At 33.3% G+C, this 14,856-nt stretch carries 14 protein-coding genes; 11 read left to right on the forward strand and 3 right to left on the reverse strand.

Features of this window, described 5'->3' with window-relative positions; translation table 11 throughout:
• Window positions 1–57: 57 nt before the first annotated feature.
• The 9 genes from bsdE14_RS11600 to bsdE14_RS11640 all read left to right on the forward strand — a co-directional run bounded on the left by bsdE14_RS11600 (window position 58) and on the right by bsdE14_RS11640 (window position 11,854).
• Entirely contained in the window at window positions 58–1,122 is a 1,065-nt protein-coding gene (locus bsdE14_RS11600; RefSeq protein WP_264852259.1) for a glycoside hydrolase family 15 protein, read from the forward strand.
• 24 nt (window positions 1,123–1,146) lie between these two features.
• On the forward strand, window positions 1,147–2,436 hold the full coding sequence (locus bsdE14_RS11605) for an extracellular solute-binding protein (protein ID WP_264850097.1): 1,290 nt from the start codon (window positions 1,147–1,149) through the stop codon (window positions 2,434–2,436).
• Between the two features lie 67 nt (window positions 2,437–2,503).
• A complete protein-coding gene (locus bsdE14_RS11610) occupies window positions 2,504–3,475 on the forward strand; it encodes a carbohydrate ABC transporter permease (RefSeq protein WP_435382488.1) in 972 nt (323 codons plus the stop codon).
• A gap of 13 nt (window positions 3,476–3,488) precedes the next feature.
• Window positions 3,489–4,322 carry a carbohydrate ABC transporter permease gene (locus tag bsdE14_RS11615; protein ID WP_264850099.1) on the forward strand — a complete coding sequence of 278 codons (834 nt, stop codon included), beginning with the start codon at window positions 3,489–3,491 and terminating at the stop codon, window positions 4,320–4,322.
• Between the two features lie 10 nt (window positions 4,323–4,332).
• The gene (locus bsdE14_RS11620) at window positions 4,333–6,165 is read left to right on the forward strand and encodes a glycoside hydrolase family 66 protein (protein WP_264850100.1); all 1,833 of its coding nucleotides are present in this window, start codon (window positions 4,333–4,335) and stop codon (window positions 6,163–6,165) included.
• Between the two features lie 18 nt (window positions 6,166–6,183).
• On the forward strand, window positions 6,184–7,869 hold the full coding sequence (locus bsdE14_RS11625; protein ID WP_264850101.1) for a glycoside hydrolase family 66 protein: 1,686 nt from the start codon (window positions 6,184–6,186) through the stop codon (window positions 7,867–7,869).
• An 88-nt stretch (window positions 7,870–7,957) separates the two neighbouring features.
• Entirely contained in the window at window positions 7,958–9,634 is a 1,677-nt protein-coding gene (locus tag bsdE14_RS11630) for a glycoside hydrolase family 13 protein (RefSeq protein ID WP_264850102.1), read from the forward strand.
• Window positions 9,635–9,768: 134 nt separating this feature from the next.
• Complete coding sequence (locus bsdE14_RS11635; protein WP_264850103.1) at window positions 9,769–11,088, forward strand: replication-associated recombination protein A; 1,320 nt, start codon at window positions 9,769–9,771, stop codon at window positions 11,086–11,088.
• A gap of 40 nt (window positions 11,089–11,128) precedes the next feature.
• Window positions 11,129–11,854, forward strand: a complete 726-nt coding sequence (locus bsdE14_RS11640; RefSeq protein ID WP_264850104.1) for a gamma-glutamyl-gamma-aminobutyrate hydrolase family protein — start codon at window positions 11,129–11,131, stop codon at window positions 11,852–11,854.
• A 5-nt stretch (window positions 11,855–11,859) separates the two neighbouring features.
• On the opposite strand, the gene bsdE14_RS11645 is transcribed toward bsdE14_RS11640, so the two are convergent.
• Window positions 11,860–12,633 carry a phytoene desaturase family protein gene (locus bsdE14_RS11645; RefSeq protein ID WP_264850105.1) on the reverse strand — a complete coding sequence of 258 codons (774 nt, stop codon included), beginning with the start codon at window positions 12,631–12,633 and terminating at the stop codon, window positions 11,860–11,862.
• A 63-nt stretch (window positions 12,634–12,696) separates the two neighbouring features.
• Here bsdE14_RS11645 and bsdE14_RS11650 point away from each other — a divergent pair, with 63 nt between their 5' ends.
• Complete coding sequence (locus tag bsdE14_RS11650; RefSeq protein WP_264850106.1) at window positions 12,697–13,008, forward strand: PadR family transcriptional regulator; 312 nt, start codon at window positions 12,697–12,699, stop codon at window positions 13,006–13,008.
• A gap of 3 nt (window positions 13,009–13,011) precedes the next feature.
• Window positions 13,012–13,617 (forward strand): DUF1700 domain-containing protein, encoded by a 606-nt coding sequence (locus tag bsdE14_RS11655; protein WP_264850107.1) that lies wholly within the window; start codon window positions 13,012–13,014, stop codon window positions 13,615–13,617.
• A 141-nt stretch (window positions 13,618–13,758) separates the two neighbouring features.
• Here bsdE14_RS11655 and bsdE14_RS11660 read toward each other — a convergent pair whose 3' ends face one another.
• Both bsdE14_RS11660 and bsdE14_RS11665 read right to left on the reverse strand, forming a co-directional pair.
• Entirely contained in the window at window positions 13,759–14,229 is a 471-nt protein-coding gene (locus bsdE14_RS11660) for a hypothetical protein (RefSeq protein WP_264850108.1), read from the reverse strand.
• A 64-nt stretch (window positions 14,230–14,293) separates the two neighbouring features.
• Entirely contained in the window at window positions 14,294–14,839 is a 546-nt protein-coding gene (locus tag bsdE14_RS11665; RefSeq protein ID WP_264850109.1) for a hypothetical protein, read from the reverse strand.
• Window positions 14,840–14,856: the final 17 nt, after the last annotated feature.

A 14,856-nucleotide genomic window follows, 5' to 3' on the forward strand; every position in this document is an offset into this window, starting at 1 on the left:
ATAAAAAAGGAGGGGACAGAAATAAATAACTTAAGACAGAGAAGCATTGAGATTATAATTACAAATCAGCACTCCTCAGGTTCCTATGTAGCTAGCCCTAATTTTAGTACCTATAATTATTGCTGGTTAAGAGATGGAAGCTTTACTGCATATTCAATGGATTTATATGGTGAATTTAATTCTTCTATTAAATTTTTTAATTGGGCAAACGTTTTAATAGAAAAGCAACAGGATAAATTAAAAAAGATATTGGACATGAAAAAAAGAGGAGATATTTTGCTTAATGATGATTATCTTCCAACCTGGTTTATGCTGGATGGAAACAACTGCGATGAAGAATGGCCAAATTTTCAGCTTGATGGATACGGTGAATGGCTTTGGGCATTATCACAGCATTTAAAGCTGGCAGAAAATGATAATGATATAGCGAAATATAAAAAGAGTATAGATGTAGCAACTGAATATCTATGTTGTTTTTGGAATTATCCTTGTTTTAATTGCTGGCAAGAGGATGGAGAAAAAATTCATACTTCTACCTTAGCAGCTATATATGGAGGGTTAAATTCCATTAATGAATATTTAAACGATTCCTATATAGAAAGCACCTTAAAGGATATTAAACAATATGTTTTAGATAACTGTATTGAAGATAATAGGCTTAAGAAATGCACTGATTTAAACAGTACTGACGCAAATCTTTTATGGGCAGCTACTCCTTTTAAACTTTTTAAAGTAAACGATTTGATAATAAAAAATACGGTTAACATAATTGAGAAGGAATTAGTACATGAAGGTGGTGTTCATCGATATCCAGAAGATACTTATTACGGAGGTGGTGAATGGACTATATTATCAGCTTGGCTTGGTTTATATTACTGTGAAATTAATGAAGTGGAGAAGGCTGGGAAAATGCTTCGGTGGATTGAAAGCAAAGCTAACATAAATGGAGAATTAGCAGAACAAGTTTTAGATAATGTTAACGATGATTACTACATAAATAAGTGGGAAAGTTTATGGGGAGAGGTTGCTTCTCCACTATTATGGTCACATGCAATGTACTTAATACTGCTGAATAGTATCAACAAATTAAGTTTGTTAAGTGTTAATAACACTATAAAATAAAAATATTTCAAGGGGGAACAGAGAATGAAAAATAAAAAAATCATGTCATTGATTTTAACAGGTTTGATGGCATCTGCAATATTTGTAGGCTGTGGCAAGCAGGCGGACCAAACTCAAGGCCAAAGCTCAACTGTTGCAGATGAAACAAAATTGAAGGGCGAAATTGAAATGTGGAGTACTTTCACTGATAACGAAAATAAAGTTCTAAAGGAAAAAATAGTTCCTGCATTTAATAAAAAGTACCCAGATATAACAGTTAAAATCACACCAATGCCTAGTGGAGACGACTATAAAAAGCAAATACTTCAAGCTGCAATGAGTGGAACAACACCTGATCTGGCTAGAACAGATATTACTGATGTTGCTCAATATGCTAAAGAAGATTATTTGGTAGCAGTAGACAGTTTACCTGGTTTTAATGATTTAAAGAAAGAAATATATGAAGGACCTATGAGTACAAATATGTACAATGGACACTATTATGGTATTCCACTTGATACAAATACAAAAGTTGCTATATATAATAAGGCAATGCTGGACAAAGCAGGATTAAAAGAAGCACCTAAGACTATGGCTGAGCTTGAACAATATGCGGATAAGGTAAAAGCTGATAAGGTAGCAGGAATAGGTATTGCTGGAGTAGAGTCTTGGGCTATATCCCCATACTTCTTATCATTAGGAGGTCAATTTACAGATAAAGAGAACACTAAAGCTACTGGGTATTTAAATAGTCCACAAAGTGTTAAAGCACTTGAAAAAATTGTAGAATGGAATGATAAGGGCTATGTAGCTAAGTGCTTACTAGGTGGAGAAGGTTCTTGGGAAGGTTATAATGCAGGGCATTACGGTATGATAGATGATGGTCCATGGTGGTTCCCATCAAACAAGGATCAAAAGTTAGTTAAGGATAATGTAGTATTTGCTCCAATTCCTAAGGGAGATGGCGGAAGTATCTCAGTAGTTGGTGGAGAAGATACAATAATATTTAAAGCATCTAAAAATCAACAACAAGCTTTTGCTTTTGCTAAGTTCTTAGCTTCAGATGAAGCACAAACAATATTTACAACTGAGCTTAATATGATGCCTGTTAATACAAAGACAGCTGAAAAATCAGTGGTTAAAGACAATGCTATGTTAAAAGTATATGTTGATCAATTAAGTTCAACTTGGGCAAGAACTCCAAGTCCTAAATGGGGAGATATTTCAAATGCAATGAAAGATGACTTTGAAGCAGCTATAAGAAAGAAAATGACTCCTCAGCAAGCATTAGATGATGCAGCTAAGAAAGTTGATGCATTACTTCAGCAAAAATAATAACAAAAAAATTTGTATAATTAAGGATTAAGAGTTTTTCTTAATCCTTAATTATAGAACAAGGAGAGTGAAGCAATTGGAAAAGAATATTATAACTGTTTCACAGATTAAACATAAAAATAAAAAACTAAATAGAGAACAAAGAGAAGCACTAGAAGGATGGGCGTTTATAGGTATTGGCTTTTTGCTATTTCTAATTTTTGTAGCATATCCTCTGCTAAAAAACGTAGCTATGGCATTTATGAATTATAGTGTTAATCCCAATAAACCTAGTACGTTTATTGGACTCGCAAACTTTAAAAAGGCATTCATACATAGTGGAACCTTAGATGAAAGTTCAAAGTTCTATCTGTCTTTAAGGAATACACTACTTGCAGTAGTAGTTACAGTTCCAGCTCAGTGGTTTTTGGGAATGATAATTGCAATAGCAATAGAATCTCTTTCAAAGGGAAAGATGCTCTATAGGTTTTTACTATATATTCCGGTTATTTCAGATTGGATAGTTGTTGCTATACTGTTCAAGTATATTTTTCAAGATACCCAAGGTTCTTTAGTAAATTCTATATTGCTTAATTTGCATCTAATAAGTCAGCCGATTTCCTGGCTGCAAAATGAATGGACTGGAAACATAGTAATTTGGGCTCTATGTATTTGGAAGGGAATTGGATGGGTAATGATTATGTATACTGCAGCTATTCAAGACCTGCCAAAGGATATATATGAAGCAGCGGACGTAGATGGAGCTACTAAAAGGCAGCAAATGTGGAAAATTACACTACCACTTCTTGCATCAAGAACTTATTTTATAGTAATTAACTTAATAATAGGTGCATTTAATATATTACTTCAAGTAATGCTCATTACAAATGGAGGACCAATGGGCAAGACAGATGTTCTTCAAAACTACATGTATAATAAAGCCTTCTCAAGTTTCGACTTTGGCTATGCAGCAGCAATTAGCTTGATTATGGCTGTTATTTTAATATTGATTTCTGTTGTACAAAGAAAAATAACTAAGAATACAGAGATAGAATTCTAAAGGAGGTAAAAATATGGTTAAAAGTAAGTTTGGGCAGATATTAATACATTTAGTATTAATAATAGTAGTAATATTTTCACTACTACCATTTTTAAACATGATAAGTACATCATTGATACCTAATACCTATGTTTTGCCTTCAAAGCCTCAGATAATTCCAAAGCAATTTTACTTTGGAAATTACGTCAATGTTTGGGCGGGTGAAAACTTTTCAAGGTATTTTGCAAATAGCCTATTTGTAACTGCTGCTAATACAATATTGACATTGTTTATAGCATCCTTATCAGGTTATGGCTTTGCTAGATTAAAATTTCCGGGTAAAAAAATAATCTTCAACATTTATATATTTTCTTTAATGATGCCTGCGGTGCTTGCTTTAGTTTCACAGTTCACTATTTTGCAAAGGCTGCATTTAGTTGATACTTATACAGGTCTGCTGCTTTTGTATATTAGTGGTGGAATTGCTGGTAATACTTTTTTCTTAAAAGGCTTTTTTGAGACTATTCCAAGAGAATTAGAAGAGTCTATTATTATGGATGGTGGCAACAAATGGACTATATATAGAAAAATTATATTGCCGCTTTCAAAACCTGCTTTGGCTACAATGGCTATAGGTACTTTCTCAGCAACTTGGATGGAGGTATTTACAGCACTTACAGTTTTAAAAACACAGTCCAAGAGAACATTACCAATTGCAGTTAAACTGCTTCAAAATGGAAAGGCAACTCAATGGGGAGTTGTATTCGCTGCTGCGATTATTGTTCTAATTCCTATAATCGCAATATTTATTGTGTTTAATAAGCAATTTATAAAATCAGGTGGAAGCGAAGGTGCGGTAAAAGGCTAGTATATAAGAGGTGTTTTATTTGAAAAAAAAGATTATTCTAGGTGCTGCTATTTTGTTCTGTATTGGTTCAGCCTATATAATTTATAAATTTAGAACTTTTAGTGCAGAAGCAAGCACTAGAGCTATAAATACTGGGAAGCTTATTAGTGATGTGTATACAGATAAGGCCAGATATATTCCCAAAGATAAAGTTAATGTAAAAGTACAATTAAATAATAACCTAAACAAAAATTACAAGGGTTCTTTAGAAATATACTTTAAGCATTTAAATAATGTTGTTCTAAAGAAAGAAGTTAAAGTTTCTTTAGAAAGTAAAGAGAAAAAAACTATTGATATTTCATGGAATGCACCTTTGGAGGACTATGAAGGATATCTTGTAGAAGTTTATGCGGTGCATGGAATTAATGTTGATGATAATAAAAATACTGCTGTAGATATATCATCGGACTGGACTAAGTTTCCAAGATACGGATATATAGCTGAATATCCAGAACAGTCCAAAGAGGAAACTGAAAGTAAGATAGATTGGATAAATAAGTTTCATATAGATGGATTGCAATTTTATGATTGGCAGAACAAGCATCAAAAACCTCTGCCAGGGGACTTGAACAATATAACAAAGTTTTGGAAGGACATAGCAAATAGAGATATATATTTTCAAACGGTGAAGGATTATATTGATTCCGCCCATAGTAAAAATATGAAGGCAGCAAACTATAATCTTATTTATGGAGCTTATACGGACTACGCTCAATATGGTATAAAGCCAGAATGGGCAATATACAAAGATACTAGCCATTCGGTTCAGGATGTGCATTCTCTTCCATCAGGCTGGGCATCTTCTTTAGCTGTATTTAACCCTGCAAATAAGGATTGGCAAAATTATATTTATAATGCTGAAGAGGAGGTAAATAAGGCATTGAAGTTTGATGTGTTTCATATGGATACATTAGGCAACAGAGGACAAACCTTTGATTATTATGGCCGGGATGTTAATTTACCTGATACTTACACAGAATTTATAAATAATGCTAAAAAGGCATTAGGAACTAGCGTTGTATTCAACACTGTAAATAGATACGGATTGGAGCAAGTAGCGAAATCAGATGTAGATTTCCTATATTCAGAGCTTTGGCCAAGTGATTATCCAAGCTATTCCTCTTTTAAAGAAACTATAGATAAGGGCTACGAGCTTACTAATGGAAAGAAAAACACAGTAATAGCAGCATATATGAACTATGGCAGAGCAGGTACACCAGGTGAATTTAACGAGCATAGCGTTAGATTAACAGATGCTGCTATATTTGCTGCAGGTGGTGCACATATAGAGCTTGGTGATACAGGAATGCTTGCAAGGGAGTACTTCCCTAATAAAAATTTAACTATGTCTAAGCCTTTAGTAGATGCAATGAGAAATTATTACGATTTTTTAGTTGCCTACGAGAATTTGTTGAGAGATGGACTCACTGATAATAAAAATAAAATTGAGATTAATGGAATTAATACAAGTAATAATGGTAAGCAGGATACAGTTTGGACTTACTCAAAGGAAAAAAAGGGCTTTGAAGTTATTCAAATGATAAATTTGTTAGGTATGAGGCGACCGGCATGGAGAGATGACGGAGCAAATTATGATGCTCCATCTGCACAAAAAGATTTAAAGCTTAACTATACTGTTAAGCAAGGAAAGATTAAAGATGTGTATTTAGCTTCACCAGACTTCAATGGAGGAAAATCTGTAAAGCTAAAGTATACTACTAAAAGCGGAGGGGATGGAACTCAGCTTCAAATAAATATACCAAAGCTTCAATATTGGGACATGGTATACATTGAAAAAGAATAGCAATGGGAGGTACTAGCATTGATAATTAAAGAAATATATCCAGCAAGAGCTCAGTTTAGAAAGGGCGAAAAAATAAAAGTAATTGTAGAGATTGAAGGTCACAACACATCAAGCAAACTTAGGTGTAATGTATATAGACTTCATGATAATATTCTCTCATTAGATAAGTATGTGTCTAGTTCAGAAAATCACGTTGTATTTGAATTTGATATAAATAGTGACGAATTTATGTCAGGTTATGGGGTGGAAGTTGAACTATACGAAAATAATAAAAAAGTACAGACTTTAAATACAGCTTTTGATATTTTAAGTTCTTGGAAGTATGCGCCAAGGTATGGGTTTTTATCAGATTTTTCACCAAATGATCTAGAAGATAAAGACGATTTAAAAGAAATGAATAAATATCATTTAAATGTAGTTCAGTACTATGATTGGATGTACAGACATCATGATTTAATACCGAAATCAGATATATTTATAGACCCTTTGCAGAGGAAACTTAGCTTGCATACTATAAAGAGCAAAATTGAATTAGCTCATAAATATGGTATGGAGGCTATAGCATATGGTGCTGTTTATGCTTCAGCGCCAGAATACTATAAGGAACATAAAGATTTAGCTATATATAAGAATAATGGAGAAGTATTTGGATTTGGTGACTTCCTTTATATGATGGACATATCAAGAGAAAGCAAGTGGCATGATCATATAATAGAGGAATTTTATAAAGCTATTAAACTTGGCTTTGACGGAATTCACATGGACCAGTATGGTTACCCTAAAGAAGCCATGAGTAATGCAAATGGTGTATGGGCTATTAGAAAGCTTAGGGAAGACTTTCCTAACTTAATTAATGATACTAGAAGCTATATAGAAGAAAAAGGTGAACAGGTTAGTCTAATATTTAATGCTGTAAATAACTGGCCAGTTGAGACTGTAGCAGCGGCGCAGCAGGATGCCGTTTATATTGAAGTATGGCCACCTAATGATACTTACCAGGACTTATATAATCTTATATCAAATGCAAAGAGATATGCTTCAGAAAAACAAGTTATTTTAGCTGCTTACATGAAACCATTTTTAGAAGAACTTAATATCCCAGTAGAGCAAGCTGAAAATGCTGCACTTTTTACTATGGCTACTATTTTTGCAAGTGGAGGCTTTCATCTGCTGCTAGGTGAAAATAAAGGGGTGCTTGATGACCCTTATTATCCTAAATATAGAACTATAGAAAGTGAGGAATTTAATGAGAAGCTAAGAAATTACTATGATTTCATAGTTAAATATGAAGAACTGCTCTATGACTTTAATATAATTGATACTACTATGGTTAACACTGGTGGAATAAATGAAGAGTACGCTTTCAAAGGGGTAAATACTTCACCAAAAGCAGAGGCAAATAGCATTTGGACCTTAATAAAAGAGAAGCCAGGATATAAAATTATAAGTCTAATTAACTTTAATGATATAGAAGATATGAACTGGAATGTTCCTAAAGAAAAATTATCTTCTGAGGTGAAAAATATAGAGGTTTCAGTACTTACTTGTAATGAAATAAAAGGTGTATATGCAGCTTCGCCTGATTTTAATGAAGGTAAAGCCTTAAAACTGGATTTTCAGTATGTAAAGGGAGAGCAGGGCAATAAAGTTAAATTTACAGTTCCAGAGCTTAAAGTTTGGAATTTAATTTATATAGTGTGTTGACAATGATTTTAGTATTTGGTTTAGCTTATTGAATTTATCTATCACAACAGGCTAATGCTGAAATTAAACTAGGAGCTGGAGGTAAAGCATGAATAAAAAATGGTGGAAAGAAGGAGTAGTATATCAAATATATCCTAGGAGTTTTAAGGATTCTAATGGAGATGGAATAGGCGATATAAGAGGAATAATAGAAAAGCTGGATTATATCAAAAAATTAGGAGCTAATATAATTTGGCTATGTCCAATTTACAAATCTCCTAATGACGATAATGGCTATGATATAAGCAACTATAGAAGCATTATGGATGAGTTTGGTACCTTGGATGACTTTAATGAACTCTTGGTAGAAATGCATAAAAGGGATATTAAGCTTGTTATGGATTTAGTAGTTAACCATACTTCAGATGAACATAAATGGTTTGTAGAAAGCAGAAAATCAAAGGACAATCCATATAGAGACTATTATATATGGAGAAAAGGAAAGGACGGAAATCCTCCAAACAATTGGGGGTCTTTCTTCAGCGGTTCTGCATGGCAATACGATGAAAATACAGACGAGTATTACCTTCATCTTTTCTCAAAAAAGCAGCCAGATTTAAATTGGGAGAATGAAAAGCTTAAAAGTGAAGTCTATAATATGATGAAGTTCTGGTTTGATAAAGGCATAGACGGTTTTAGAATGGATGTAATAAATCTTATATCAAAGGTTCAAGGGCTTCCAGATGGGCATAAAGGAGATAACGACCTTTATGGAAATGGATTTCCTCTATTTGCTAATGGACCTAGAGTACATGAATACCTTCAAGAGATGAATAAGAAAGTACTTAGTAAATATGACATAATGACTGTTGGGGAAACCCCCGGAGTTAATCCTGAAACCGCAAGGCTTTATGTAAATGAAGATAGAAAAGAATTGAATATGCTGTTCCAATTTGAACTTATGGATATAGATTCAGGTAGTGAAAAGTGGGACTTAAAGCCATGGAAGCTGACAACCTTTAAGAATATCATGTATAAATGGTATGAAGCCTTAAAAGAGCAAGGTTGGAATTCATTATTCCTAAATAACCACGATCAGCCTAGAATGGTATCTAGATTCGGAAATGATAAAAAATATAGATTAGAATCTGCTAAAATGTTAGCAACTCTCCTTCATACTTGGCAGGGAACTCCTTATATATATCAAGGTGAAGAAATAGGAATGACAAATGTGGAGTTTGATATAACAGAGTATAAAGATATAGAAATTATTAACATGTTTAATGAAAAAATAGCACAAGGCATGAAAAAAGAAGATTTAATGAAATCTATATATGCTAAGGGCAGGGACAATGCAAGAACTCCAGTGCAGTGGGATGAGTCGGAAAATGCAGGCTTTACTACAGGAGAGCCTTGGATTAAAGTAAATCCAAATTATAAAGAGATAAATATAAAAAGTGCCTTAGAAGATAAGAACTCCATATTTCATTACTATCAAAATTTAATCAAGTTAAGAAAAGAGTACGATGTAATAGTTTATGGCGACATAAATTTATTATATAAGAATGATGAAAATATATTTGCCTATACAAGAAATCTTAATGATGAAAGTATATTAGTAATACTGAATTTTTTTGAAAAAGAAGTTGAGTTCAAACTTCCAAAGGAAATTGAATTTAAACATTATGAACTGCTTTTATCAAACTATAAAGTTCAAGATTGTGGTATAAATAACATAAGTTTAAAGCCTTATGAAGCAAGAGTATATAAGCTGCAAAATAGTTAGAATAGAAAAAGCATTCTTCGGTTAAATATTAACTTAGAGGGATGCTTTTGTATTTAGAGAACAAACATTTGCATATGTTTTGTGAAAAATATATAATAAATTTATAAATATATATAGTAAAAAAGAGGGTAAATATGAATTTTGTACAGGGTTCTTTATTTGAAAATAAGTCTAGCGATTTGCCTCTAGCGCATAGAGTGAGACCGAGAAACTTAAATGAATATGTTGGTCAAGAGCATCTTCTTGGAAAGGGAAAGATGCTTAGGCATCTTATTGAATCAGACAGTATAGCATCTATGATACTCTGGGGTCCCCCTGGAGTTGGAAAGACTACCTTGGCTACCATTATTGCAGCTATGACTAATTCCAATTTTATAACCTTTAGTGCTGTGACTTCAGGTATAAAGGAGATTAAGGAGGTAATGACAAAGGCTGAGGAGAGTAGGCTTAAGGGCATAAGAACTATTCTTTTTGTAGATGAGATACACCGCTTTAATAAGGCTCAACAGGATGCTTTTTTACCGCACGTAGAAAAAGGGAATATAGTTCTAATAGGCGCAACCACAGAAAATCCTTCCTTTGAAATTAATTCAGCGCTGCTTTCAAGGTGTCAGGTGTTTGTTCTTAAATCACTAACCACTGGGGAGATAGTGACTCTATTAAAAAATGCCTTGAAGGATGAGAGAGGCTATGGAAGCATAAAAATTGAAATATCAGAAGACCTTCTTGAAAATATAGCTATATACTCAAATGGAGATGCTAGAAACGCACTAAATACTCTAGAAATTGCTGTTATGAATGCTTCAAGAGAAGGTGAGATTCTTAAAATTACTAAAAAGGTTCTTGCGGAATGTACCCAAAAGAAGCTTTTAATGTACGATAAAAAAGGTGAGGAGCACTATAATATAATCTCTGCTCTGCACAAATCCATGAGAAACAGTGATTGCGATGCAGCTGTTTATTGGCTAGCTAGGATGCTGGAGGCAGGTGAAGATCCGCTTTATGTAGCTAGAAGGCTTATAAGATTTGCCTCTGAGGATATAGGACTTGCTGATCCAAAAGCACTTCAGATAGCTTTAGCCAGCTATGATGCTACACATTATATCGGCATGCCGGAATGTACTGTGAATTTGACTCAAGCTGTAGTTTATCTTGCCGTAGCGCCAAAATCCAATTCTCTTTATAAGGCTTATGAAAGAGCAAAGGAAGATGCTATAAACACTATATCTGAAGGAGTGCCACTGCACCTTAGAAATGCTGTAACAAATCTTATGAGTAATGTTGGCTATGGCAAAGGCTATGAGTATGCCCATGATAATAAAAATAAGATTTCAGATATGGAATGTTTACCTGATAATCTTATTGGCAGAAAATATTATGAACCTACAAATAGCGGTATAGAAAAGAATATTCAGGAGAGATTGGAATATTTAAAAAAGCTTAAGAAGAAGTAAAAGAATATAGAATTACTTTTAATGGATAGGGGTGGAAGTTATGAAAAATCCAATTATAGGGCTTTCAGGTGGTCTTCTTATTATAGAGGGGGAAACCTTTCTTGGACGTGAAAGGGCATATGTAAATAATGACTACATAGAATCAGTTGTTAGAGCTGGTGGTTCCCCAGTTGTTTTGCCAGTTATTTTAAATGAAGAGTTAATCAAAAGGCAAGTAGAAGCTGTAGATGGAGTAATAATTACAGGTGGATACGATGTAAATCCATTGGTATATGGAGAAGAACCTTCACAGAGTCAAGGATTTACATATCCAGAGATGGATGAATATGATCTAATGCTTATTAAAATTGCCTGTGAGTTAAAGAAGCCCATACTAGGCATATGCAGAGGACTACAAATTTTAAATGTTGCTTTTGGGGGTACATTGTATCAGGATTTAGCACAGATTGAAGGGTGCTATATTAAGCATGTACAGAGTTCTAAGGGTGATTTTGCTGGACACAGTATAGAAGTTAAGAAGGATACACTTCTTTATAATATATTTGGAGAGGCGGCTTTAGTTAACAGCTTTCACCATCAGGCAATAAAAAAATTAGCACCAGGCTTCACTGTTAGTGCTAATTCTAAGGACGGTGTTATTGAAGCTATTGAAAAAAATGAGGATAACTTTATAGTTGGGGTTCAATGGCATCCTGAAATGATGACCGGCAACAATGTTAAGATGCTTGATATATTTAAAAAGTTAGTAGAAAAAGCAGGTAAGTAAGCATATTAATGAAATTTAGAAGAAAGTATTTCTTCAGCTACTATTTTGCTTGAGTTTAATACTAAGGATATTCCAGGGCCTGGATGAACTGAATTTCCTACAAAATATAAATTGTCTGCACTGCTTAATCTATAATGAGGTCTAAAGTAATTAGTTTGTGTTAAGGTAGGGCTGAGACCAAAAGCTGTACCGGCATAAGCGTTAAATTTACTTTCCATATCAAGTGGAGAAACATAATTTTTGTATAGGATATTTTCTTCAATATCTTCTAGGCATGGAATATTTTCTAATTCTTTTAGTATTTTATTTGTTAGTAATTCCATATCAGTATTGTTCCAACTTATTTCTTTAAATAGAAGATTTGGAACACGAAGCATGAGATTTAAACATTCGCCTCCGTTCTTAACCATGCTTCTATCAATTCTGCTGGGGCAATAGATATATAAAGAAGGATTTTCTGGCACAGCTCCTGTAAAGGCAGCCTCAATTCCTTCTTTGAATTTTTTGCCTAGATATATATTATGTACGGCTAGTTCCGGTATTTCTTTTTTTAGACCCAAATTCATAGTAAAAGTAGAGCAGGTATATTTCATTTTAGCTAACTTTTCATCAGTATACTCATCTTTATAATATTTATCTTTTATTAAGTTCTTAACTGCATATGGAAAATCAGCATTGCACACAACTAAATCTGATTTTTCAATACCAGTGGAGGTTTTTACTCCAATAGCTTTATTATTTAAAAAAAATGCTATTATTTTTAATTCAGTATCTTGCAATATACAGTACTGAGTGATATAGTATAATTATAGAGTGTAAAAGAAAGGAAGAAAGTACAATATATGAATACTCAGCTAAAAAAAGGTGTCTTGGAATTATGTGTTCTATCTATGCTTTCTGAAAAAGAACGTTATGGCTATGAGCTAGTAAGTGATATTTCTAAAAATATTGCCATTTCGGATGGAACAATTTATCCGGTTTTAAGAAGATTAAACAACGAGGGATACCTTGAGTCCTATTTACAGGAGTCCCAGGAGGGCCCGCCAAGAAAATATTATAGATTAACTGAGCTTGGTATAAATACAAAAGATGAATTGTTATCTGAATGGGTAAGCTTTGCAAATGGTGTTAATAATATCATAAAGGGGATTTAGAAAATGAATAAAGATGAATTCTTAAGAGAGATTGAAAAGTCATTGGACAAAATTTCGGAAAAAGAACGTACGGAAATACTATATGATTATGAAGAACATTTTATGATAGGAAAAGAAAACGGAAAATCTGAAGAAGAAATTTGCTTAGAACTAGGAAGTCCGAAGGAAATTGCTAATAACTATTTATTAAATCGTACAGAGGACAGCTTTGAAGGGGATAAAAAGGAAGAACCAAAAGAGAATTATGAACCAAAGTTGAATAATGATAGACGAAATTTATATATTGGTTCAGGTATAATTGTAGCAGTTATAGCATTTTTTCTTCTAGGTTATTCACCAGTAATAAGATATAACCATACTGGAAATCATATCAATGGAAATACAGTTGAAACTGGAGGCATTAGAATTGATGAGACAGGTATACATGGCAATGGAATAAGCATAGATAGTAATGGTGTTAAGGTGCCTGGCGTAAGGGTAGACAGCAATGGAATTAAAGTACCTGGAGTACGTGTTGACAGTAATGGAGTTAAAGTTCCAGGGGTCAATATCGATGATAATGGTGTAAATATTGATTTACAAGATGTAAAGATAGATATTAAGAACTAGTTTTATGACCAGCAAAACAAAAGGAATGGAACATCCTTAGGGATACTTCATTCCTTTTGTTATATGGTTATTTTATTTAGGGAAGGTAGTTATGAGTAATATATAAGGTTTTTGGGGTATCTTATAGTTAAACTGACTATGTTATATATCTAAAGCATTGCTATTATTCAAATTCTGTGTATTAGAATCACTAGAGCTATCATTTTGCAGCATAGACTCCATCATATAATTAAGCATTTGTGACATATTGTCACCATTGTTTGAAACATTAAAAATGCTTGAATCTGAATCACTAGAATCATCAACGCTTCCAATGCTAGCTGCTGACGAGGTCATGGTTTGCATAGACATGAGCTGCATCATTAGTGCTAGCTTATCAGGATGAATTGTAAGGCTGTCAAGGCCGCTAGCTGAAGCTGCAGTGTTATTTGCAGCTGAAGCAGCTCCAGTACCAAGGCTAGAAGAATTATCAGAGCTACTTTTAAGTATAGACTCTAGTATATTTGAAAAATTTAAATTAGTACTAGAGCTTGAAGCATTAGTATTATATGCACTAGACAGACCTTGTAGTTCATTAAGCTGCTGTAATCTGGCTGCATTATTAATATCCAATAAAATCCCTCCTTTTGCAACGTATATTATTACTAATTAGAAAATTATTAACAACTACATATAACTAGGTAGTTTTGTTGCCGCCATTTGAATTGTTCTGGTTGTTTTGGTTATTTTGCTTGTTTGTGTTATTTTGATTACGGGTGAAGTTTCCTCTAATCTTTTGCATTACAGCATCAGCCTGTGCTTGAGTTATTACTCCATCAGTTACCAATTTGTTTAAGGCATTGTTTCCTTGTCTGTTTTGCCCATTATTATTTTGGTTATCTTGTCCATTATTTTCACCGTTATTTTTCTGACCATTTTGTTTGTTTCTTTGTCCATTTCCTCCAAAGCCTTGTGGATTTGAAGTAAGAGCCTCAATAATTTTATCTGCTTGGCTTTGATTTATGGTTCCATCAGCCACAAGAGAATTTATGTTTTCTTCCATTCTCTTTTTCATATCCTCTGCATTGAATTGCCTGTTTTTATTCTGACCTTTATTAGTTCCTTGTTTTGCAGAGGCTGTATTTTTGTTCTGGCAGCCTGCCAGTATACCCATACTTATCACTGCTGATAGTGATAAAATAAATATTTTATTAAATAGCATGTGTTTTTTCATACTTTCCATCAGTCTCCTCTAAAAAT

This window comes from Clostridium omnivorum (genome assembly GCF_026012015.1).
Taxonomy (GTDB): domain Bacteria; phylum Bacillota; class Clostridia; order Clostridiales; family Clostridiaceae; genus Clostridium_AX; species Clostridium_AX omnivorum.